The following is a 21,938-nucleotide window of genomic DNA, read 5'->3' on the forward strand; positions in this document are numbered from 1 at the left end:
TCCTGCTTCTTCGTCAAATAGCCCCACTATTATCCTCAGAAGCAGAAATTTTTATCCTCAATTTCTCGTAATCCTCGCTACGGGCGCTATTCTCGGTCATGCTCCTAGATCAGTAACTTAAGCGTAGTACCCCATTTATGCACTTTCCATGACAATTTAAATTTTACGGTGGGTGAACTGCCGTAGGCCATGCATGAGTCATTATTGGCAGTAATGGGTTCAAATATTTCAGTAATTTGATACCCGTTTGTCGTTGTTATGGATGAGTACTTCTCAATTTGACTGTTCATGTGGAAAACATCAACCCTGCATTCATAATCAGCTGGGCTTGCATAAGCACCCGGTATCAGCAGTAGCATCAAGGTCATTGAGGTGAATGCTGTCTTGAATGTCATAATATTGAATCCTGTCTTTGTGAAGATAAAAACATGGAGCAGATGACGAGGGTATTGTGGAGGGCGCCTTTTCAGTCTGGCAAAGGTCCTGTGAAGGGGCCAGACTGACTAGATCAACAACCTAAGCGTAGTACTCCATTTATGCACTTTCCATGAAATTGGAAGTTGAAATCCGGGTGATCTGCCGTATGCGATGCATGAGTCATTACTGGCAGTGATGGGTTCAAGTATTTGATTAATTTGATACCCGTCTGTCGTGCTTACAGATGAGTGCTTCTTAATTTGATTGATCATGTGGGAAACATCGACCTTGCATTCATCAACTGGGCTTGCATAAGCACCCGGTATCAGCATTAGCATCAAGGTCATTGAGGCGAGTATTGTCTTGTATGTCATGGGCTTGAGTCCTGTCTTTGTGAAGATAAAAACATGGAGCAGATGACGAGGGTATTGTGGGGTGAATGATAATCAAATGCAAATCTTCGCGTGAAAGTCTATTCTCTTACCCCTCTCTCAATCCCCTCTCAACCCTCATCGACCTGTGAATAGATGGCGTTCGATCATTTACGTTTTCCGGCTTTTTTGGTACCCTGATTCGCCATCTTGTGTGCTTCTTTTCCTGCCTCCCTGAACAATTGTATTTTATATTATAGCGTCCCTCAGACTGTAGCTTAGGAAAGTGTTGTTTTTTTGTTATCATTTGTTCACTGTGAGGCGTTGAATTTCATCGATAATAGAGTCAGTAGGTACGAATGGCGCGTTATATTTTTGTCACAGGTGGCGTGGTGTCTTCTCTGGGTAAGGGAATTGCCTCGGCCTCCCTTGCGGCAATCCTTGAAGCTCGAGGCTTGAAGGTGACCATGCTCAAGCTGGACCCGTATATTAACGTCGATCCGGGCACCATGAGTCCGTTTCAGCACGGTGAGGTCTTTGTTACTGAAGACGGTGCCGAGACGGATCTGGATCTCGGTCATTACGAGCGGTTTATCCGCACGACCATGACCCAGGGGAACAACTTTACCACGGGTCGAATTTATCAGGATATCTTGCGAAAAGAGCGTCGTGGTGATTATCTCGGTGGGACTGTGCAGGTGATTCCCCATGTGACCGATGAAATCAAACGCCGGGTGGTTCAAGGGGCCGGGGATGCGGATATTGCCCTCGTGGAAGTAGGGGGGACGGTGGGTGATATTGAATCCCAGCCCTTCCTTGAGGCCATTCGACAACTCAAGGTTGAACTGGGTTCGCAACGTGCTTTGCTGATGCACTTGACGCTGGTGCCTTATATTCAAACAGCGGGTGAAACCAAAACCAAGCCAACCCAGCACTCGGTGAAAGAGCTGCGCTCCATCGGCCTTCAGCCGGATATTCTGGTGTGCCGTAGTGAAAAACACATCGACGCGGCGGCGCGCCGTAAAATCTCTTTGTTTACCAATGTTGAAGAGCGTGCCGTTATCTCCCTGGAAGACGCCGATACCATTTACCGTATTCCACGGATGTTAACGGATCAGGGAATGGATCAGATTGTGGTGGAGCGCTTCAGTCTTGACTGCCTGCCGGCAGATCTGAGTGAATGGGATGATGTGCTGGATCGTGAGCTCAATCCCGAGGGGGAAGTCACCATTGCCATGGTGGGCAAATATATGGAGCTGCTCGATGCCTATAAATCCCTGATTGAAGCAATTAAGCATGCCGGGTTGAAAAACCGGACCAAAGTGACTATTCGCTATGTGGACTCAGAAACCATTGAGCGGGAGGGTCTGGCCGCGTTGCAAAACGTTAGCGCTATTTTGGTACCTGGTGGTTTTGGTAGTCGTGGCGTTGAGGGCAAAATTGCCACAGTACGCTATGCCCGTGAGAACAAAATTCCGTTTTTGGGGATTTGTCTGGGCATGCAGGTGGCAGTCATTGAGTACGCGCGTAATGTTGCGGGGCTCGAAGGAGCAAACAGCACGGAGTTTGATCATGAAGCTGTGCATCCGGTAATAGGGCTGATTACTGAATGGGTTGATGCCAGAGGTCAGACTGAGATCAGGACAGAAACGTCTGATCTTGGGGGTACGATGCGCCTCGGTGCTCAGGCCTGCCATATTGAGTCCGGTACCCACTCCCATCAGGCGTACAAGAGCGATATGATCTGTGAGCGCCACCGTCACCGGTACGAGTTTAATAATAATTACCTTGAGTCACTGGAGGCGGCAGGTCTGATCGTAGCGGGTCGTTCTGAAGATAAAACCTTAGTTGAGATTGTTGAGGTGCCTGATCACCCATGGTTTGTGGCCTGCCAGTTCCACCCGGAATTTACCTCCACGCCCCGGGACGGTCACGGACTGTTTACCAGCTTTATTAACGCGGCTATCAATCACTGCGTATAAACTTCTGTAACCTGCCAGCGATTGCCCCAGGGCAGGTTTGATCCTTTATTTGCCTGTCTCTATGGGAAACTGCTTTATGCAAGAAAAAACCATTGTTATCGGTGACATCCAGTTGGCTAATAACAAGCCATTTGTGCTGTTTGGTGGCATGAATGTGCTGGAATCTCGGGATATGGCCCTCAAGGTGGCTGAAATCTACGTGACAGTTACCGAAAAACTGGGGATTCCCTATGTTTTTAAAGCATCCTTCGACAAAGCTAACCGTTCGTCCATTCATTCTTACCGGGGGCCGGGCATGGACGAAGGGCTGGCTATCTTCCGGGCCATCAAAGAAACGTTTGGTGTGCCCATTATCACTGATGTTCATGAGATCGAACAGTGCCAGCCAGTGGCTGATGTAGTGGATGTGATTCAATTGCCAGCCTTTCTGGCACGTCAGACGGATCTGATTGCTGCCATGGCAAAAACGGGGGCGGTCATTAATGTGAAAAAGCCCCAGTTCCTCAGTCCCTCGCAAATGGGGAATATTGTCGATAAAATTCATGAGTGCGGTAACGACAGGGTCATACTCTGCGAGCGTGGCAGTTGTATGGGCTATGATAATCTGGTGGTGGATATGCTGGGTTTTCAGACGATGAAAGAGGTTAGTGGTTGTTCGCCGATCATTTTCGATGTGACCCATTCCCTGCAATGCCGTGACCCCATGGGTGCCGCTTCAGGTGGTCGTCGTCACCAGGTGACGGAGCTGGCTCGTGCGGGTATGGCTGTTGGTTTGGCGGGGTTGTTTCTGGAAGCGCACTCTGATCCTGACAATGCCGCCTGTGACGGGCCTTCTGCACTGCGTATTTCTGCATTAGAGCCGTTCCTGCGACAGATAAAAGCGGTGGATGATCTGGTGAAATCCTTTGAACCGTTAGATACTCATTAGTTGTCGTTTTACCCCCGGTGGCATCAACCTGCCGGGGGATAATGGGCAACTATCTCAGCTGATCAACTACGGCATAAATGGCATCCAGGTTAGCCGTTCCCAACACTTTAGCCCGCTCAGGACTCCAGCCTTGCTCCTCATCTGGCGTTTGAAGCGTATCTTTAAAGGGCATTTCCAGTGTTAATGCCAAACAATCGAAACGCTCAGCCAGAGCATTGGAGCACACGGTCATATTGGCTTTGCCCGGCTCGTCCACAGGGTAGCCAACTGCGGTTTGGAAATCAGGGCTGGCCTTCATTAGCGCGTCGCGGTAGCTGTCGGTCAGGTGTCGCAGGCGATCAGTCCAGGAGGGTATGCCCTCAGCCGCCGCAATAAAATTATAGGGCAAAGCTTCATCACCGTGCACATCCAGGCAGAAGTCCACGCCGGTTTCATCCATTTTATTCCGTACCAATAACACTTCAGGGCTGCGTGCGGCTGAAGGCTCTGCCCATTCACGGTTAAGATTGGCACCGCAGGCATTACTGCGCAAATGACCACGACGGCTGCCGTCCGGGTTCATGTTGGGCACAAGGTAAAAAACGGCTTTTTTCAGTAGTTCGCGGGCAACAGGACAGGCCGGATCAAGCATACGCTGAAGGAAGCCTTCCATCCACCACTGGGCCATGGTTTCACCGGGGTGTTGCCGTCCAATAACCCAGCAGACTTTTTTGTTGTCACCACTACCGATTTTTACCATGTCCAGGGGCTGACCATCGAGGGTATCGCCGAGGGTTTCCACGGTGGCGCTGGCAGACTGCTGGGCCCAGGCGATCAGGTCATGGTGGCGTTCCATGGAATAGGGTGCGAAGTAAGCGTAATAAACCGTATTACACTCAGGGGTATGATGAATCACCAGTTCACTGCCGTTGTAGGACGTATCAACGCGAAACCATTCTTCCCTGTCATAGGAGGCGACGGCGCGATAGTCTTCCCAGCCCTCAGCATAAGATGCGCCAGGGGCATTGGTTATATGCAGGCCCAATGGCATGTCCTGGGCACCATTGACGCGGAAGTGAAACCATTGGTAAAAACCAGACTCAACGTCTGTTTTAATGGCAAGCTGAATAGACTCAGGATTCTCTTTGTTGAGAACGGTGATATTTCCGCTGTCAAACTGGCTGCTGATATGGAGCGACGTCATAATTGTGCCTCTGAAAAACAGGTAGCTACGCTAACCGATTGCCAGGAAAAAAGAAATGATGCAGAGACTATATGGGAATCGCGCGATTCTCAATGAGGTTACCCACTACCTCTGGATCAGCCAGCGTAGAAGTATCACCAAGGTTATCAAACTCGCCAGAAGCTATCTTGCGCAGTATACGACGCATGATTTTACCGGAACGGGTTTTAGGTAAGCCAGGTGCCCACTGAATGACATCCGGTGTGGCGATGGCACCAATTTCATTACGCACCCAGCCTCGCAACTCTTTCTTCAGCGTATCAGTATATTCTGCGCCGGTATTCAGCGTGACATACACATAAATACCCTGCCCTTTGATAGCGTGGGGGTAACCAACGACGGCAGCCTCAGCGACCTGCCGGTGGGATACCATGGCAGATTCAATTTCAGCCGTACCCATTCGGTGACCGGAGACATTTAAGACATCATCAACCCGACCGGTAATCCAATAATAGCCATCCTCATCACGGCGGGCGCCGTCACCAGTGCAATACATCCCTTTAAATGTGGAGAAATAGGTTTGAATAAAGCGGTCATGGTCACCATACACTGAGCGTGCCTGACCAGGCCAGCTGTCCAGTATGACCAGGTTACCTTCAGCCTCACCGTCGAGCAGGCGACCTTCGTTGTCCACCAACGCAGGCTGGATACCAAAGAAAGGGCGCGTTGCTGAGCCGGGTTTCAGGGGGGTTGCCCCGGGCAGTGGCGTGATCATAATGCCGCCGGTCTCTGTTTGCCACCAGGTGTCAACTATGGGGCACTGGCTGTTACCAATGGTATTGTAGTACCAGTTCCAGGCCTCCGGGTTGATGGGTTCGCCGACGCTGCCGAGCAATCGCAGGCTGCTGCGCCGGGTATTTTCAATGGCTTTATCGCCTTTTGCCATCAATGCGCGAATGGCCGTGGGGGCTGTGTAGAGAATAGTGACCTGGTGTTTATCGATAATTTTACTCAAGCGGCTGGTGTCGGGATAGTGAGGCACGCCCTCGTGTATCAGGACTGTAGCACCGTTGATCAGCGGGCCGTAGACGACGTAGGAGTGCCCGGTAATCCAGCCGACATCGGCATTACACCAGTACACGTCATCTTTCTTGTAATCAAACACGCACTCATGGGTCATAGCGGCATAAACCTGATAGCCGCCAGTGGTGTGTAACACCCCCTTGGGCTGACCTGTAGAACCTGAGGTATAAAGGATAAACAGCGGGTCTTCTGCTTTTATTTCACGGGGTTCGCAGTGGGGAGATGAAAGAGAAATCAAATCGTTCCAGCATACATCGCGGTGCTGATGCCAGGCAATATCAGCCTGGGTGTGTTTATAGACAATGACTTTCTCAACAGAACGAATCTCCGGGTGAGTCAGCGCATCATCAACGTTGGCTTTCAGGGGGATGGTTTTGCCGCCACGGCGGCCCTCATCAGCGGTAATAATAACTTTGGCACTGGAGTCGATAATCCGCCCTGCCAGAGCCTCAGGCGAAAAGCCACCAAAGACAACAGAGTGAATAGCACCAATACGACTACAGGCGAGCATGGCGATGACGGTCTCAATGACCATTGGCATATAAATCGCTACGACATCACCCTGGCGAATCCCCTGGCTCTTCAGGGCATTGGCGAAACGGCACACCTGATTGTGCAGTTCGTTGTAGGTGACGTTTTTTGCCGGGCCTTCTTCATCGGGTTCCCAGATAATGGCTACTTGATCGCCTTTTTCTTCCAGGTGCCGGTCAAGGCAGTTATAGGAGGCGTTAGTTGTGCCATCATAGAACCAGTTGATGCTCACGTGGTGTTCATCAAAGGACACCTTGCGCACCTTGCTATAGGGCGTAAACCAGTGGATTCGTTGCCCGTGATCCCGCCAGAAGCCCTCAGGATTGATAACAGACTGCTGGTACATCGTTTGGTATTGCTCATCATTGATGAGTGTTTTTGTTTCAATCTCAGGCTTAACCGGGTACACACTCGTTTTGGTCATCTTTATTCCTTACGGCTTATTTTTGTGACGTTGTCGTGATAGCTAAAGGCCAGTCACGTATTTAAAGGGTTTTGTTACGGCAAAACAAGTCAAATCAGGATTGACAGATATTGATGGATAGTGATGGATATTGTGTGTCTAAAGTGGCGAGTCTTCAAGTATCAAAAGGCGTTTCAGTCATCAATGAATGGATCAATGGATAGTTTTTAAAAACTATCAGGGTATTGATTACCCGGTTTATTCGGGGGAATTGTCAGTTTGCGCCGGTGATTGATCATCGGGTGCTGCCAGAGACAGTCCCTTGATGGCGATAACCGCCTGTGTTCGGCTTCTGACCCCCAGTTTTTTGAAAATAGCGGTCACATGGGCTTTGACGGTAGCCTCAGAGACGTTCAGATCAGCGGCAATTTGTTTATTCAGCATCCCCTCACTGATCATGCGCAGTACACGGAATTGCTGGGGGGTCAGGGTAGACAGTTTTTGTTCCATCTCCGGCAGTTTAATACTATCGGTGTGGGGAGAAAACGTGGAAGGGAACCAGCTTTCTCCGTTGAGCAATGCACCAATGGCTTCATGGAGGGTGCTCATATCGGCTGATTTGGGAATAAAACCCCGCACGCCGTGATGAAAGGCTTTTTGGATGACCGTAGTATCCTCTGTGGCGGAAATGATGGCAATGGCGACATCCGGGTATTGTCCACGAAGAAATAGCAAGCCCGACAAGCCATGGGCGCCGGGTAGGTGTAAATCCAGAAGAATCAGATCAGGCGCATTGTGATCACGTAACAGCTGCTCCAGTTCAGCGATGGTGCCTGCTTCGAAGATAGAGGCGATTGTCTGAAGCTGTCCCAATGCAGCCTGCATGGCTGTGCGGAACAATGGGTGATCATCGACGATTATTATTGATTTATCCATGTCCTCAGAGTGCCATTTTTGTTTTGACCGGTCAATAAAGCATAAGTCCGACAGGCTCCTGGAGGGGGATTACAACGCTCACATCCGGTAGTTTCCCTGGCAGACTTCTGGCACCATTGTTGACAACGCCATTGGAGCACACGTCGGAATGACGGATAAAAAAGCGGTTAAACCGCAACGGAAAATCATCCATATTGATTTTGACGCGTTCTTTGCGGCCATTGAAATGCGTGATAATCCGAGCTTGTTATCGCGACCTGTTGCCGTTGGGGGTAGCCCCTGGCGCCGGGGGGTGATAGCCACCTGCAACTATGAAGCGCGCAGTTTCGGGGTACGCTCAGCTATGGCATCAGCTCATGCTGTTCGGCTTTGTCCCGATTTACACATTATTCCCCCGCGTTTTGAGGTTTATAAAGAGGCATCCAGGCAGGCGCACGCTATCTTTAATGGGTATACTGACAGTGTTGAGCCATTATCGTTAGATGAGGCGTACCTTGATGTCTCGGCAACAAAACAATGCGCTGGCAGTGCTACTTTGATTGCCAGGTCAATAAAAAAACAGATTCAGGCAGTTGTTGGTATTACTGCATCTGCTGGCGTCGCTCCTAATAAATTTTTGGCGAAAATTGCCAGTGAATGGCAAAAGCCCGATGGGTTGTTTGTCATTAATCCGGATCAGGTCAATGATTTTGTTTTTGAACTGCCCGTGACCAGGCTTCACGGAGTGGGGAAAGTTACGGCGAAAAAACTGCGTCAAAAAGGGATTAAAACCTGTGGTGCTTTGCGACAATACAGTCGTTTAGAGTTAACCCATTGGTTTGGTTCTTTTGGACAGCGACTGTGGGAAATGGCTCGCGGAGAGGACAGCCGCCCGGTGGAGAGTAATCGTCGGCGAAAATCGTTGTCTGTTGAGCATACGTACACAGAAGATATTGCCTCCATCGGGGAGCTTCTGAAAAAAACAACACAGTTGCTGGACGATTTGCGGGTGCGTTTTGATGAAATAAAAACGGAGTACGCTATTACCAAGCGATTTGTGAAAGTGAAGTTTAATAATTTTACTCAAACGACCTTGGAAGAGAGCCTGGATCAGAAAGAACCGCAATTGGACGCGCACTTTAAGGCGATGGTATCTAAAGCCTGGGATCGAGGTCAGCGTCCTGTTCGGTTGTTGGGGATTGGTGTGCGCCTGGTGGATTTATGTGCGCCTGGTGCCCTTAAACAGCTCGAGCTATTTAAAAAGTAGTGCCGTTTAACCTGAATTCAGTCGTTGACCGCTTTTAATGTTCCGGGAGCCTTATTTTTCATGGGAAAGTGGCGTTCAATTGCTTCAGGAAAGGGGGCCGCGCAATTTGACTGCGTTGTGGCTTTTTTATTCAACGAATGCTTTTTTCCGGTAGTGTTTTTCAATGAGCTGTCCAGCAGCAATAGAGAGTAAGCAGTAGGCTAAAAACCAGTAAAAGCCTTCATTGAGTTCCGCATGAAAATAGATTAACGCAGACGATGACGCAGCTTTGGTGGGTGCGCTATTAGCCGCCAGGCAGGCAATAATTACACCTATAGCAAACACATCAGCCATAGACCACTTGCTCAGTAATCCGTTCATCCATAACAGGCAGCCGTTATTAGTGATGATTGTTGCCAGTAACACCAGGCTCACCTTAAAAACAGGAATCACGATACTGAACAGGGCAATCAACATTGCTACCAGGCGATAGCCTGATGTCCACAAATCTTCAGCGGTGCCAATAATTGATCGGGTTGTATCATGCAATGCGCTCCTGCCGCTCACGTTAATATCATCAAGAAATTTGTTGGCTATAGCCGCCAGGGCAGGGCTGATTTTTTGCTCGTTGATGAGTTTTTTACCTTCGATTACCAAAGTTTGGCGGTTTATCTCCGCTTTCATGCTGATTAAGGGTTTGGTTATGCCAGGAATGAACAGGGCGAGGGAAAGCAAGGTGGTAGCTATCAGGATATAGTTTTTCGGTAACATAAGGGGTCGCCGGTAATGAATGATTGATGATACCAATGGCCTGCTCTAACCAAGCGACTGCACCAGGAGCCTGTCCGAGAATAGACTGCCCTACTGCGGTTGCGATAAATTGGTCTAAAAATTCCTGCTTCTTCGTCAAATAGCCCCACTATTATCCTCAGAGGCAGAAATTTTTATCCTCAATTTCTCGTAATCCTCGCTACGGGCGCTATTCTCGGTCAGGCTCCTAGCAACCTGAACACCAGCTTTGCATTGAAATGCCTCGAAATAGCGGGTTATTGCTTGTTATTTCGCTTTTTCTGACATTCAGCCAGCCCGCTTAACAGGATAGTTAGAAAAAGCCCTTTAATAAATCGGGTGTCAGAGCTTGGATACCGCCTCACAATGTCGGTTTTCTGAGGGTTCAGGCTGATCACCAAATCAAGCAGTATAGACAAAAAACAAATCCCTGCAGACGGTGTGTTGTTCAACCTGAATTCAGCAATTGGCGTTTTAGCTTGCGGGTAGCTGTATTCTTTATGGAAAAAACGTTCAGGTTCAAGGGAGTAGTGAGTGTAAAAAAATTGCAAGGAGGGAAGCTTGATATAAGCTTTACAGTCACTCTACTTAATCTGATATTGGAGGTGGCTCGGTGTTTATACCCTTTCAGTACGCGCTCCTGAACGATGCCATGTGGGGTAATCCGCGCGCCAGGAGGCAGCAGTGGCAGCTTCTTGTAGCGAGAGTTGCTGGTGGATCAGGTAAAGGGTTTGTGGCCAGCTTATTGTTCGTTCTTTATTCTCACTATGCTTTGAGTGACGAGAATTTTTTGAAAATAGCGCCTTATCGGAATAATTATCTGTTGTTAGCGAACTACACAGAGACACCAGATTTCCAGTGCTTTGACCGTTATAACCCGAATGACAAGCCAATTGATTCCATTGAAGTTGAGTTTCAGCTCAGTTTAAAAACATTAGTGACAAAAATTACGGCAATTGATGGCGATTGTTATCTTGCTTACACCCAGAGGTCATTTTGGCAAGCCTATCAGCCTTCGGCATACTTTCGCGATACGTCATATCAGCCTGAGGTGTTTATCACTGTATTGCGGGATAAACAATGGCGACTGTGGCAGCTGACAGGGACTGATATTGGGTTTGTACACCAGTCAAATGGACTCGGAGGTGAGCGTGAGCGTAGTTGGAATCGTTTGTATATTCGTCAACACCTTGAAAAAGGGAGGTGGCTGTTGGAAGGGCAGGTAGCTGTGCGGATAAACGCAATGCATAATTATAATAAAGATATTGTTCGGTATTTGGGCAATGATGTATTTTCAGTCAGTTATACCTCTGGACGAAAAGTGTTTTCTTTTGCTTGCAGAAATACGGTGAGTAGCAATTTTTCCCGCGGCGCACAGTGGTTGTCATGGAGTTTTCCCATAGTGGATGACTGGAGGATTAATGGTTATATTCAGGCGTTTTCTGGATATGGTCAAACCCTGAGCGGCTACGAACACTACACAAACGCTATTGGGGTTGGTTTTCAGTTTACGGGTTTTTTCTGGTAGGAGCGAATTTAAAGGGAGGTTGTCCTCCCTTTATGTGGCGTAGTCGTTCAGACTTTACTCGTCTGCACTGCCTTCTTCAGCAATGATGCACTCCTTGCGGTCTTTACCAGTTCGCTTCAGGTAGTCGGCGAAGTCTGATGGGGTTCGGCCAGTAACAGCGCCTACCCAGTTGCGTTCATTGCCTTCTGATGTTTGGTAGGCAAAGACATAACGCTGGCGGGTGCGGCTGGTGTAGTTGCGCTTTTGTTTCACCATGGAGCTACCAATATCTTCTGGTGTAACACCCAGTTCTTTCATCTGGTCAAGTAATGCTTTGAGGGCTTTTTCTTTTTGCTCAAGTTCGGCTGCTTTTGCTTGCTCTGAATGCAATTTTTCTTCGTAGATGCTTTCCATTCGTCTGATCATTTTTTCGGTGTCAGAAGCAGACAGATCTTTAAATAGTTCGCGAACTTTTACTTTAGACTTCAGAATACTAATGGTTTCTTCAAAAATGCTCATGGTAAATCACCTTTGCTCATTATCGTTTTCACTTACGGGTAGACATCTGTCCGTTAAGGTCTGTTCCAGTGTTATGATCAGAGGACGCGCTATTTGTTGACTACTGTCAATCATGGATAGTAAGTACGCAGGAGTTGCGATCAATCAATAAACGGGTTGAACCATATAAAACAAATGCTACCTAACTCTCTCTTAAAATGCACCTTTTATAGTTCTTAATTTTTACGTTGTCGATATTTTTTAAATGGATTTACGATCTTTAGATATAAATTTACATATGATGTGTGAATGAGGTTTGTTTATTTGCAAGGTGTCGTTATTTTCTTAGATTTTTGATTAGTTGTTATACTCTGCGTATCAGCCATTTTTCATAAATAAACGACACGGTTTGATTAATAATGTGATTTACGTCTAAGTTTGTAGTGACGCAAGAATACTACGGTTCAATAGTTGACAAAGCAAAGGGATTACTGTTGTGAAAACTCAGCGCTATCGGTTGGTCAAGATGTACCTGGAATGATTCCGCGAAGATTTCATAAGCGTCCGATTCCATCTTTTGCTCCCAGGAAAAACGGGGCTGAGAAATGGGGCTGAGAAATGGGGCTGAAAAGTTGTCTTATGAGCAAGCTTAATCGTTTATTGACGAAAAATGGCTGGACAAAGGCGAAAAAAAGCAGTTTGTTGGCATTGTGCGGCATGCTTTGTGTAGGAAGCAGTCTTAGAAAGTCATGCTCCTACTGCGGCTACGATAAATGGGTCTAAAAAGTCGCTTTTGTTCGTCAAATAGTCCCGCTATTCTCCTCACGAAAGCGACTTTTTATCCGCCATTTCTCGCGGTCCTCGCTACGGGCAGACTTTTAAGACTGCTTCTAAGAAGCAGTTCACAATCTTTTATGTGCTGTAAAGATCGATAAAAGCTACCTGTTTTCTGCTTTTTTCGTTACTTAGCGCCACCGGGCTCCTCAGAAAATCGAATAACAAACAGCTTTTCTCATCAGTTTCGCTTTTCACAAAAATTCATGAACAGCTTCTAAAAAGTGACACTGGCATGTCGTTTGCCCAAGGCCGCTTTTCAGGCACGTTTATGGCCTGCTGCAGTAGCAGCATGACCGCTAGGGTTTGCGCTCAGGTGTTAAAGTTCAGGGTGATCCACTCTCCACGGTCAGCGGGGCCGCGACACACATGAAGAGAATGGTTCAAAGGGTCAGCTATCATGCAGGCATTGGTAGCGGCATAGCTCTTATCTTCGGGGTAACGGTTGATACTGTCAGCGCCGTCCGCATGATCACTGAACAGTGCTTTAATGCCATCGACATCAAAAGGTCCGTTCGTTTCAAAAAGCGTGTTCAGCCGTTTGAGGCGTGCCAGGCTTGATGAGGAGGGATTACCGTATTGTTGTGCCTGGTGGGCAGGGTTGAGGCAGTGGTTGGTCCACCCCATTGCCTGATTGCTCAGATGCTGAATGTCCGAGCTAAAGCCGGTCATTTCAATACGCGCGCCAGCCCCGGGAGCTGCCAGGAGGTAAGTATGGGCAGCGGCTGCGGGAACGGACTGAATCATGGCAACGGCTTCTTCAAAGCTACTTGAGCGCAACGCGCGGTGGATGATGTTAAGGTAGCCAATACCGGGTTTTGAACCCCAGGTTTTCAGGTTGGTAGTCCCTAACGTTAATCCATGGCTGTTCATTCCCATCAGGCTCAGGCAGCCGGTCAATTGTACGCTCCATCGCTCGGGACCGTTATCGGGCTGGGCGTTAACGGCAATAACAAAGTCAATATCCTCCGGGTTAAGATCCCAGGTTTGCCCTGCTAACAGCCTATTGTCGGTGGTCTGTTCGGGGGGAATCATTAACGCTGTGCAGCCTTCAGCATCAGGGCTGCTGCCTGCCAGCATATAAGCATCCCGGACATCGGTATAATTGGTGATGGTGTATAAATCCGCGGGATCAACGTTGGCCGCGCGGGCAATGGCATTATGCTCAATTGCCCCTTCAGGGTCCCATTGCTGGAAAATACCGTAACAGGCACGACCGGTATCGAGTAAACGGGTAATGACATCATCACCCGTTATGCCGGCGTCTTTGAAGTATTTGACCGCGGCAGTGAGCCGGACCTGCACAAAACGCTGGATACTGTCGCGCAATTGTTCACCATGGGCATGTCCCATTTGTTCGGGTGTGCCTTTAAAGCAGAAAGTGTCTAGTTTGATCATACCTTGGCCTGTTATACACTTTTATGTCTTGCGGTTATTCTTCGCTACGCACAATGGTTTTGGGCGTTGCCTGGAAGTAGTTTTATAGTCTGCGCCCAGCAAGGATCAAGAAAACGGCGGATAAAAAGTTGATTTTGTCAGGCGAACAGCCTGCTTTTTAACGGACAAAATCGGCTTTTTAGATCTGTTTATCGCAGATCGCATTACTCGCGGTGGTAGTACATCGATTAACACTGCTTCTGAGAACGCCCCAACTCTTTCATTATAACGGAGTGGATAAATGGACAGCCATAGTATCTGGAATTGGGCTGAGAAGGATAGTCCTGTATTGATTTTGGCCCACGGCGCAGGTGCCGGGATGTCATCACCTTTTATGGACAAGGTAGCGAAGCTATTGTGTCAACAGGGGGTATCGGTCGTACGTTTTGAATTTCCCTACATGCGGCAGATGGCTCAGACAGGCAAGCGTAGACCTCCTGACAAACAGTCCGTGCTGCTAGATGTCTGGTCCGGGCAGATTGAAAAAATAAGGAAGGAAGTCAGCGTTCCGTTGTTTATCGGGGGAAAGTCCATGGGTGGAAGGATGGCTTCCCTGCTGATGGCACAGCGTGAATACAACGCTACCGTATCGGGCGTGGTTTGCCTGGGGTATCCTTTTTATCCGGCAGGTAAGCTGGATAAACCCAGAACGGCCCACTTGACGTCCACGGGGGTGCCCCACCTGATCATTCAGGGAGAGCGCGATGCCATGGGGAACAGAGAAACCGTCAGCCACTATGATGTATCGGATAACATCACTATCCACTGGTTACCCGATGGCAACCATGACTTAAAGCCCAGGAAAGCTTCGGGTTATACCCATCAGCAGCACCTTGAACAGGCAACTCGACAGGTTGTTGCTTTTGTCAGGCAGTGAGACTGAATGTCATGCTCGAAAGCTTAAGCCCGACAGGCTCCGAGGACAATATAAAGCGATAGAGTCAATAATGGTCATTGAGTATAATCATCAGGCCAGTATCGCTGATGTGGTGGATGTTTCTGCCCAAAGAAAAGTGGATGATCAGACTAACCGGATATTTGGAGCAGGGACTATTATATGAAAATCATAATACTGGGTGTTGTTATGACGACGCTTTCTGGCTGCGTGACTGTGTCAAAAGAAAAACTACCCTCGAAGTTTATGATGTCAAATCCTGCCGCGGAGTTTTGCCAGAAGCACGGAGGTAAGTCGCTGTTGATGCGTAATGCTGATGGAAAAAACACCAGCTACTGTCTTTTTAAAGGGGGGGCGATGTGTGAAGAGTCGGCTTTTTTTAATGGGGAATGTAAGCCGGTAGGGAACGGTTTTTAGACCCATGTTAAGAAGCCGCTTTATATTCTGGTTTTGGCATCAAGGGCTTGTTTGCGGGCTGAGATGTTATTTCTCAGTTTTGTTGATTTAACGTAAGTTTATCTTGTTGTTTCAGGGGCTATTGTTGTTTCGTCAGTCGGTGTATCAGCGTGTCTGGCAGTTTGCCTGGCCTGCCATTATTTCCAATCTTTCTGTGCCTTTGCTTGGGTTGGTGGACTCGGCTGTACTGGGGCATTTACCCGCGGCGCAATACCTCGGCGGTGTTGCCGTGAGCGCGACAGTATTCAATTTTTTATTCTGGGCTTTTGGCTTTTTAAGGATGGGCACAACAGGGTTGGTGGCTCAGGAAAAAGGGCGAGGTAATAGTGACGCGCTGCGTAAATGTCTGTTGCAATCGGTGATAGTAGCCTGGGTTGTGGGCTTTGCGCTGATGGTGTGTTCACCGTTGATTTTACAATGGGTACTGCCCTGGTTTAATGCCAGCGCACAGGTTTTGGAACAAGCGCGGATTTACTACATTATTCGTATACTGTCAGCGCCAGCCGTACTTTGTAATTATGTTCTCGTAGGTTGGTTGCTGGGAATGCAAAAACCCCGCGGGCCGTTGGTGATGCTGGTGGTGTCAAATGGCATTAATATTCTGCTGGATTTGCTGTTTGTGCTGGGCCTTGGTTTAGCCACAAAGGGCGCGGCCCTGGCAACGGTCATTGCTGATTACGTCAGTCTGCTGATTGGTTTATTGCTGGTGGCCCGATCACTTGAGCCTGTCGCTGGTCATTTCTCCAGGGCTATGTTGCGCGATATACGTGCATTTAAACGTCTATTGTTGTTGAATCGCCACCTGTTTGTTCGCACGATATGCCTGTTATTTACCCAGGCGTTTTTTACGGCGCAAGGCGCCAGACAGGGGGATGATATTTTGGCAGCTAATGCATTACTGCTTAATTTCCTGTTATTGATTTCCAGCGGGTTGGATGGTTTTTCCCATGCAACCGAGGCAATGGCAGGTGAAGCATTGGGTCAAAAACGTGTTGATCGCTTCAGGATGGTGGTCAAAGCAACGGGTTTATGTTCGCTGGTTTGTGCCATTGGCTTTATGCTGGCTTTTGGGTTCGGTGGTGGCGTTATTCTCCATGTGATGACGGATATTGCTTTGGTCAAGGAGCAGGCCAACAGGTATTTGCCCTGGCTGGCGTTGATGCCGTTGGTTGCTGTATGGTGCTATTGGCTCGACGGTGTATTTATTGCTGCCATACAAACCCGTATGATGCAACACACCATGCTGGTGGCTACAATAGGGGTCTTTTTGCCAGTATGGTATGTGAGCCAACCCCTAGGGAACAACGGCCTGTGGCTGGCGTTCATTGTATTTATGGCCGCGCGCGGCGCAGGGTTGATACTGGTGTACCGTTGGCTGGATCACCGGCAATTATGGCTAGCACCCGGGCAATGTCAGGAGCGTTGAAGTTTGAGTGAATTAACCATTACCCATGAGCTGGATACACAGGGGCTGTTTTGCCCGGAGCCAGTGATGATGTTGCATAACAAGGTCAGGGATATGGCACCTGGTGATGTTGTCAAGGTTGTGGCGACAGACCCGTCAACCCAGCGGGATATCCCGAAGTTTTGTAATTTTCTCGATCATGAATTATTAGAAAACGAAGCAAGGGATAACCGGTTTTACTACCTGATTCGAAAGGCCTCGTAAACAGGCCCGTCAAAGGGGTACGCCGTTGATGGGCTATTTCTCGATCATATTACTAAAAGCAGCAATGGCATCAGGGTCACCGTGTTTGATTTTATTGGCAATGACATGGTGGAAGAAATAGCGAAAGTTGTTGTTTTCCTGGGCGGGGTACAAGCAGGCGTCCCCTGCCAGCACTGGCGTTGTTTCGATTTTATTTTCATCGGCAACCATTCCATGGATGCGCCCGTCATTGTAAAGTCGCCAACTGGTAATATGAACAATAGTGATGCTCTGAAACTGGTCTTCCGTGAAGACTGCGTGGGTGCCAATGGTGTCGCTGATCTCCTGCACCACCAGGTTCTTATTTTCAGAGGGGATTTTAAAGAAAGCCTCGGCATTATTCAGTTCGATGACTTTATGGGGGGGTGGCTCAAAAAAGGCCTGGTCATGGACATTATCATAATAGCCTTCCCAGTGACCGTTTAACGGGTCATTGAGTTCCTTGGCGGGCACCACTTTATTGAGCCAGGGAATCAGGGCGTCCACATCACCATTTTTCATTAATGCCCAGCACAGTATTTTCATGCTGTACAGTTTGCCGGGTTTAGAGTCGTTACTATAGAGTATTTCCAGGCCATCCTGCTCAGGGGCAATACGGATAATCTTGTCCATGTCGTGGGTAGCGAGGGTTTTACCGGAGAACAGGTCTACCACATTGCTGGTGTCTGATGATGATTTTGTCATGTCAGGCTGTTCCGTGGGCAGTGGGGACGTATGGGGGGTATCGGCCACGACGTGTTTTCGTTGATTGGGGTGGGTTTTTCCTTTGGAAAGGCTGCCAAAAAACAGGCATGTCTTCACTTGAATGTGTCTGACCCGGGGAAAAGCGGGCTTTCTGTCAATGGTATTGCACGCCTATGCCAACAGAACTTAGTATGGCAAGCTGTCTTCAGATCAGGAAAAATGACGTTCCGTATGAAAATTGTTGCTGATGAGAATATTCCGTTGCTAAATGCCTGCTTTGGCGATATGGCTGAGATTGTGACCTTGCCAGGGCGGGTTATTACGGCAAGGGATGTCCGTGATGCTGACGCACTGCTGGTGCGGTCAGTCACGCCTGTGAATGACGCTTTGGTGGCAGGTTCATCGTTGCGGTTTGTAGGAACCGCGACGGCAGGAATCGATCATATTGATTCGTTATTCCTTAAAGCTCACGGGGTTGGTTTTGCCAGCGCGCCCGGATGCAACGCGGTGGCAGTGAGTGAGTACGTGTTGGCCGCACTTGATAACCTTGCGGAAAAATACCGTTTTTCTTTATCGGGGAAAACAGCGGGTATTGTTGGTTTTGGGCAGGTTGGCAGGCAAGTGGCTGCAAAGCTTGACATGTTGGGTCTTCGGGTGCTGGTTAGTGACCCTTTGTGTGAGCAAAAGCCAGGCGTTACTTTTGTCACCCTTGATCAGCTGATTAATAAAGCTGATATTATTACCTTACACGCCCCCTTAACCAGTGAAGGGGACTATCCTACGTATCATATGATCAATGCTCAGCGATTAGCTGCTATCAAGAGCGGGGCGGTATTGATCAGTGCGGGGCGTGGCGCCGTTGTGGATAATCAGGCATTAAAAGCCTGCCTGAAACGTGGAAAGGATCTGAAAGTGGTTTGCGATGTCTGGGAGAGTGAACCTGATTTTGATTCAGAGCTGATGGCAAAGGTGGCTATCGCGACCCCCCATATAGCGGGCTACAGCCTGGATGGAAAAATCAAAGGTACCTTACAGGTTTATCAGTCGTTTTGTCGGCATTTTCAATTGAGAGAAACGGTTGATACGAAAGGACTCTTTCCCACAACACCAGAGTTAGGCGGTTTTCACTTTGGTAAAGACGTGTCATTTTATCGTGTCATGTCTTTACTCATCAGGGCCGTTTATGATATCGGGCGGGACGATACCCGGATGCGACAGCTTGGCACAATGACAAAGACTGAAAAATGCGCGGCCTTTGATCGTATGAGAAGGCAATACCCTGTGCGTCGGGAGTTGAGCGCGGTGACAGTCAGCAAGCCCGACAGTCGCAACCAATGGGTAAATCATCTTTCAGCATTGGGTGTCCACATTCAAAAGGATTAAAAGTGGTTCCTGCCATGGTTTTCAGTGATTAAAAAGAAGCAGGGCCTAACATACAAATAAAAAGGTGAGGTATGCGCAAGCAGTGGCAAGCGGCCTGCATGGTGGCTGACATCAGTGACTATTCTGGACATCGTGTGGTGGTGGGGAGTGAGGAGGTGGCGCTGTTTCGCGTGGGCAAGGTACTTTATGCGGTGGGTAACTTTGACCCTTTTAGTCAGGCACATATTATCTCAAGGGGGGTGGTGAGTGAGATTGACGGACGTATTGCCGTGGCATCCCCCGTGTTTAAGCAGCATTTTGACCTGACCACAGGCTTTTGCCTGGAAGACCCGTCACTGCGAATCAATGTGTACAGCGTACGTGTCCGCTATGGATTGGTTGAAGTCAACCCGACACCGCTGTGCGTCTTTCGGCGAGTTTAACCGTTGTTTCACAAACGGGGCAGTCTGTCAGGACTGCTTGTCAAGGATAGGAAACCGTTGGCTATTCGGTAGCTGGTAGTGCCACCATTCGCTGTCAAGAGGTTCAAACCCGGCAATGGCCATAATACCCGCGAGCAGCAGTCGGTTCTTTTGCGCTTCGTCGGAGATCTGGTCGTTGCCATGGTGCGCGAGGGGTCTGAAATCATCAAAGCCGGTTCCCATGGGTAATTCATTACCGTGTTTGTCGAGCAAGGTAACATCCAGCGCTACACCCCGGCAGTGGGGGCGTATCCCTGTTTCAGGGTGGGAAACATAAAGGGGGTCTGGTGTGTGGTTAAACAGGGCTTGTTGTGCCTTGAGGGGGCGGTAGGCATCCCAGATTTTCAGGGATAACCCCAGAGGTTTGATCAGGTGTATGGCTTTTTTCAGACAGGGAATCGCCTCTTTGCGTAAGAAGCACAAAGGCTGTGTATAAACCGGTTGCCCGGTGAAATTATTGTTGGTGGCATAGGCCATATCAACCACCACATCAAAGGTGTCAGTGGTGATAGCTTCAAGGGTGGGGTGAGGTGTCACAGGTTATTGTCTCCAGCGTCGTATTCGTATATTGAGCATTTCCACGGCAAATGAAAAAGCCATTGCAAAATAGATATAGCCCTTGGGAATGTGAAAGTCGAGACTTTCACCCAACAGGGTGACGCCAATGAGCATTAAAAAGCTCAAAGCCAGCATCTTGATAGTGGGGTGTGTGCTCACGAACTGACTAATAGCATTCGCCGCCAGCATCATAATCAGTATGGATATGACAATAGCGCTGATCATCACCCATAGGTGAAGGGACATACCAACGGCAGTAATGACCGAGTCCAGTGATAAGACAATATCAATGAGGGTAATCTGGGTGAGCGCAAAGAGAAGTCGAGGCGGGTTTTTCCTGGTGGCCTGGAGAGTACAGGGGGACTCTGGCTCAAAACTCCCATGAATCTCATGGGTCGATTTGGCAATAAGGAACAGGCCGCCGAACAGGAGAATAAGCTCTCTCCCGGAAAACCCACGGCTCATAACCGTAAGAAGCGGTGTGTTAAGTTTCATTACCCAGGTGATGGACAGGAGTAAAGCGATGCGGGCGAGCATTGCCAGTCCCAGCCCAAATACTCGTGCTTTCGGGCGTTGAACTTCCGGTAGATTGTTAACCATTAAGGTGAGGAAAATAATATTGTCAATACCCAGCACAATTTCCAGCGACGTCAATGTCAGCAATGCCAGCAGCGCTTCGGTAGAAAAAAGAGATGCCATTGACACTCCAGTGGGGTGTTATCTGTGGAATCTCTAGTGAGTATATAGCCGGTGATCAGTCGTTGATCCTTTTTTTGGTCGTGTGTTTTGTTGCCGCTGGTGTATGGCTGCATTGGGGGGATTCAATGGGTTTAGATCAGTTAAGCGGGAGTGAGAGCAGGGGCGGAGAGTTTACGACACTTTGATGAATACTGAAGGTTCATGGATTTCAAAGTTGGTGGTCAGGTACTCGTCGAACTCTTCGTAGTTCATCAGAAACAAGCCGCTGTCAGGGTCAAGCAAATAATATTGCATTTCTATCGTGATATTTAGCCCTAAAGCATGGGAGCTATCTTCTGAATCGCTTAATATAAGGTAATAGGCACCGGGTTTTCCTTTTAATAAAGCAGACAGTTTATACAGGTTTTTGATGCCGACTTCTTCAAGGGGCGTCAGGTTGCAGAGGGATAGTTTGTAGGCATGAAAGGTGTGCGCTCTGTGTGTGACGAAAGTAAACTGATTGAAAGAAAACGTCTGCTGGTTTATGGCGGCTTGAATATCGATGTGGTAATGGGGTTGAAGGGAGTCGGGTAAATGCGTTAGCCACTGGATAGTTAACCCACTGGCAATGCCGTATATGGCTTGACCATCATTGTCATAAATGCAGTGCATTTCACTATTGCAGTCGTACAATTTTTTCATTTTTTTTCAGAGGAGTCTGGGAGCCTGTCGGACTTAAGGCAATTTCGGCCTGAAATCTAGAAAGAGCGGCCATGTTTTCCGATGAATTTGCTTAAATAGGTCAACTATTCGCACAAATCCATCGAAAAATCTGACTCGCTCTACTGAATTTCAGGCCGAAAACTTAAGCCCGACAGGCTCCTGGCGCTTAATGTAGTTTTGTTATTGTAGTGCTGGAGTAATACAATAAGTGCAACAGGCTAAAACTTGAGATGTGAGACAGCTGTCAGTAGATTTCTAAGTTGTCACACTTTGAAATGGAAGCCTGGAA

Annotated in this window: 21 protein-coding genes; 10 read left to right on the forward strand and 11 right to left on the reverse strand. The window is 48.4% G+C overall.

The window, feature by feature from the left end; all coding sequences use genetic code 11:
• Positions 1-104 precede the first annotated feature (104 nt).
• The gene (locus V4C51_RS12545; protein WP_330926514.1) at positions 105-395 is read right to left on the reverse strand and encodes a hypothetical protein; all 291 of its coding nucleotides are present in this window, start codon (positions 393-395) and stop codon (positions 105-107) included.
• 752 nt (positions 396-1,147) lie between these two features.
• On the opposite strand from V4C51_RS12545, the gene V4C51_RS12550 reads away from it, so the two are divergent.
• Both V4C51_RS12550 and kdsA read left to right on the forward strand, forming a co-directional pair.
• Positions 1,148-2,770 carry a CTP synthase gene (locus V4C51_RS12550; protein ID WP_330926515.1) on the forward strand — a complete coding sequence of 541 codons (1,623 nt, stop codon included), beginning with the start codon at positions 1,148-1,150 and terminating at the stop codon, positions 2,768-2,770.
• Between the two features lie 76 nt (positions 2,771-2,846).
• Positions 2,847-3,698, forward strand: coding sequence for a 3-deoxy-8-phosphooctulonate synthase (kdsA, locus tag V4C51_RS12555; protein ID WP_330926516.1), 852 nt, complete (start codon positions 2,847-2,849; stop codon positions 3,696-3,698).
• 49 nt (positions 3,699-3,747) lie between these two features.
• On the opposite strand, the gene V4C51_RS12560 is transcribed toward kdsA, so the two are convergent.
• The 3 genes from V4C51_RS12560 to V4C51_RS12570 all read right to left on the reverse strand — a co-directional run bounded on the left by V4C51_RS12560 (position 3,748) and on the right by V4C51_RS12570 (position 7,813).
• Positions 3,748-4,881 carry a M14 family metallopeptidase gene (locus tag V4C51_RS12560; RefSeq protein ID WP_330926517.1) on the reverse strand — a complete coding sequence of 378 codons (1,134 nt, stop codon included), beginning with the start codon at positions 4,879-4,881 and terminating at the stop codon, positions 3,748-3,750.
• A 67-nt stretch (positions 4,882-4,948) separates the two neighbouring features.
• Positions 4,949-6,898, reverse strand: coding sequence for an acetate--CoA ligase (gene acs, locus V4C51_RS12565; RefSeq protein WP_330926518.1), 1,950 nt, complete (start codon positions 6,896-6,898; stop codon positions 4,949-4,951).
• A gap of 237 nt (positions 6,899-7,135) precedes the next feature.
• Positions 7,136-7,813, reverse strand: coding sequence for a response regulator transcription factor (locus V4C51_RS12570; RefSeq protein WP_330926519.1), 678 nt, complete (start codon positions 7,811-7,813; stop codon positions 7,136-7,138).
• A 148-nt stretch (positions 7,814-7,961) separates the two neighbouring features.
• Between V4C51_RS12570 and dinB the strand changes: the two genes are divergently transcribed.
• Positions 7,962-9,059: a DNA polymerase IV gene (dinB, locus tag V4C51_RS12575; RefSeq protein WP_330926520.1), complete on the forward strand. Its 1,098-nt coding sequence runs from the start codon at positions 7,962-7,964 to the stop codon at positions 9,057-9,059.
• Between the two features lie 126 nt (positions 9,060-9,185).
• Here the strand turns inward: dinB and V4C51_RS12580 are convergent, their stop codons facing one another.
• Positions 9,186-9,809, reverse strand: coding sequence for a paraquat-inducible protein A (locus V4C51_RS12580; protein ID WP_330926521.1), 624 nt, complete (start codon positions 9,807-9,809; stop codon positions 9,186-9,188).
• Between the two features lie 631 nt (positions 9,810-10,440).
• Here V4C51_RS12580 and V4C51_RS12585 point away from each other — a divergent pair.
• A complete protein-coding gene (locus V4C51_RS12585; protein ID WP_330926522.1) occupies positions 10,441-11,355 on the forward strand; it encodes a phospholipase A in 915 nt (304 codons plus the stop codon).
• Between the two features lie 54 nt (positions 11,356-11,409).
• Here V4C51_RS12585 and V4C51_RS12590 read toward each other — a convergent pair whose 3' ends face one another.
• Both V4C51_RS12590 and V4C51_RS12595 read right to left on the reverse strand, forming a co-directional pair.
• A complete protein-coding gene (locus tag V4C51_RS12590) occupies positions 11,410-11,853 on the reverse strand; it encodes an H-NS family histone-like protein (protein WP_330926523.1) in 444 nt (147 codons plus the stop codon).
• A gap of 1,125 nt (positions 11,854-12,978) precedes the next feature.
• Entirely contained in the window at positions 12,979-14,064 is a 1,086-nt protein-coding gene (locus V4C51_RS12595) for a C45 family peptidase (protein WP_330926524.1), read from the reverse strand.
• Between the two features lie 280 nt (positions 14,065-14,344).
• Between V4C51_RS12595 and V4C51_RS12600 the strand changes: the two genes are divergently transcribed.
• From V4C51_RS12600 to tusA, 4 genes are all read left to right on the forward strand, one after another.
• Positions 14,345-14,980, forward strand: coding sequence for an alpha/beta family hydrolase (locus V4C51_RS12600; protein WP_330926525.1), 636 nt, complete (start codon positions 14,345-14,347; stop codon positions 14,978-14,980).
• 180 nt (positions 14,981-15,160) lie between these two features.
• Positions 15,161-15,415: a putative hemolysin gene (locus V4C51_RS12605; protein ID WP_330926526.1), complete on the forward strand. Its 255-nt coding sequence runs from the start codon at positions 15,161-15,163 to the stop codon at positions 15,413-15,415.
• Between the two features lie 124 nt (positions 15,416-15,539).
• Positions 15,540-16,880, forward strand: a complete 1,341-nt coding sequence (locus V4C51_RS12610) for an MATE family efflux transporter (protein ID WP_330926527.1) — start codon at positions 15,540-15,542, stop codon at positions 16,878-16,880.
• A 3-nt stretch (positions 16,881-16,883) separates the two neighbouring features.
• A complete protein-coding gene (gene tusA / locus V4C51_RS12615; RefSeq protein WP_330926528.1) occupies positions 16,884-17,123 on the forward strand; it encodes a sulfurtransferase TusA in 240 nt (79 codons plus the stop codon).
• A gap of 33 nt (positions 17,124-17,156) precedes the next feature.
• Here tusA and V4C51_RS12620 read toward each other — a convergent pair whose 3' ends face one another.
• Positions 17,157-17,846 (reverse strand): hypothetical protein, encoded by a 690-nt coding sequence (locus tag V4C51_RS12620; RefSeq protein ID WP_330926529.1) that lies wholly within the window; start codon positions 17,844-17,846, stop codon positions 17,157-17,159.
• Positions 17,847-17,876: 30 nt separating this feature from the next.
• Between V4C51_RS12620 and V4C51_RS12625 the strand changes: the two genes are divergently transcribed.
• Positions 17,877-19,229 carry a 4-phosphoerythronate dehydrogenase gene (locus tag V4C51_RS12625; RefSeq protein ID WP_330926530.1) on the forward strand — a complete coding sequence of 451 codons (1,353 nt, stop codon included), beginning with the start codon at positions 17,877-17,879 and terminating at the stop codon, positions 19,227-19,229.
• A 71-nt stretch (positions 19,230-19,300) separates the two neighbouring features.
• Entirely contained in the window at positions 19,301-19,651 is a 351-nt protein-coding gene (gene nirD / locus V4C51_RS12630; protein WP_330926531.1) for a nitrite reductase small subunit NirD, read from the forward strand.
• A 27-nt stretch (positions 19,652-19,678) separates the two neighbouring features.
• Here nirD and ddpX read toward each other — a convergent pair whose 3' ends face one another.
• From ddpX to V4C51_RS12645, 3 genes are all read right to left on the reverse strand, one after another.
• Positions 19,679-20,227 carry a D-alanyl-D-alanine dipeptidase gene (ddpX, locus tag V4C51_RS12635; protein ID WP_330926532.1) on the reverse strand — a complete coding sequence of 183 codons (549 nt, stop codon included), beginning with the start codon at positions 20,225-20,227 and terminating at the stop codon, positions 19,679-19,681.
• 3 nt (positions 20,228-20,230) lie between these two features.
• Positions 20,231-20,947 carry a TerC family protein gene (locus V4C51_RS12640; RefSeq protein ID WP_330926533.1) on the reverse strand — a complete coding sequence of 239 codons (717 nt, stop codon included), beginning with the start codon at positions 20,945-20,947 and terminating at the stop codon, positions 20,231-20,233.
• Between the two features lie 171 nt (positions 20,948-21,118).
• A complete protein-coding gene (locus V4C51_RS12645; RefSeq protein ID WP_330926534.1) occupies positions 21,119-21,628 on the reverse strand; it encodes a hypothetical protein in 510 nt (169 codons plus the stop codon).
• Between the last annotated feature and the right edge of the window lie 310 nt (positions 21,629-21,938).

Source organism: Candidatus Sororendozoicomonas aggregata, from assembly GCF_031528575.1.
Lineage (GTDB): Bacteria > Pseudomonadota > Gammaproteobacteria > Pseudomonadales > Endozoicomonadaceae > Endonucleibacter > Endonucleibacter aggregata.

Coding starts and splice junctions, on each gene's coding strand:
- V4C51_RS12545 (WP_330926514.1), bottom strand. CDS start 395: ATGACATTCAAGACAGCATTCACCTCAATGACCTTGATGCTACTGCTG.
- V4C51_RS12550 (WP_330926515.1), top strand. CDS start 1,148: ATGGCGCGTTATATTTTTGTCACAGGTGGCGTGGTGTCTTCTCTGGGT.
- kdsA (WP_330926516.1), top strand. CDS start 2,847: ATGCAAGAAAAAACCATTGTTATCGGTGACATCCAGTTGGCTAATAAC.
- V4C51_RS12560 (WP_330926517.1), bottom strand. CDS start 4,881: ATGACGTCGCTCCATATCAGCAGCCAGTTTGACAGCGGAAATATCACC.
- acs (WP_330926518.1), bottom strand. CDS start 6,898: ATGACCAAAACGAGTGTGTACCCGGTTAAGCCTGAGATTGAAACAAAA.
- V4C51_RS12570 (WP_330926519.1), bottom strand. CDS start 7,813: ATGGATAAATCAATAATAATCGTCGATGATCACCCATTGTTCCGCACA.
- dinB (WP_330926520.1), top strand. CDS start 7,962: ATGACGGATAAAAAAGCGGTTAAACCGCAACGGAAAATCATCCATATT.
- V4C51_RS12580 (WP_330926521.1), bottom strand. CDS start 9,809: ATGTTACCGAAAAACTATATCCTGATAGCTACCACCTTGCTTTCCCTC.
- V4C51_RS12590 (WP_330926523.1), bottom strand. CDS start 11,853: ATGAGCATTTTTGAAGAAACCATTAGTATTCTGAAGTCTAAAGTAAAA.
- V4C51_RS12595 (WP_330926524.1), bottom strand. CDS start 14,064: ATGATCAAACTAGACACTTTCTGCTTTAAAGGCACACCCGAACAAATG.
- V4C51_RS12600 (WP_330926525.1), top strand. CDS start 14,345: ATGGACAGCCATAGTATCTGGAATTGGGCTGAGAAGGATAGTCCTGTA.
- V4C51_RS12605 (WP_330926526.1), top strand. CDS start 15,161: ATGAAAATCATAATACTGGGTGTTGTTATGACGACGCTTTCTGGCTGC.
- V4C51_RS12620 (WP_330926529.1), bottom strand. CDS start 17,846: ATGACAAAATCATCATCAGACACCAGCAATGTGGTAGACCTGTTCTCC.
- V4C51_RS12625 (WP_330926530.1), top strand. CDS start 17,877: ATGGGGGGTATCGGCCACGACGTGTTTTCGTTGATTGGGGTGGGTTTT.
- nirD (WP_330926531.1), top strand. CDS start 19,301: ATGCGCAAGCAGTGGCAAGCGGCCTGCATGGTGGCTGACATCAGTGAC.
- V4C51_RS12640 (WP_330926533.1), bottom strand. CDS start 20,947: ATGGCATCTCTTTTTTCTACCGAAGCGCTGCTGGCATTGCTGACATTG.
- V4C51_RS12645 (WP_330926534.1), bottom strand. CDS start 21,628: ATGAAAAAATTGTACGACTGCAATAGTGAAATGCACTGCATTTATGAC.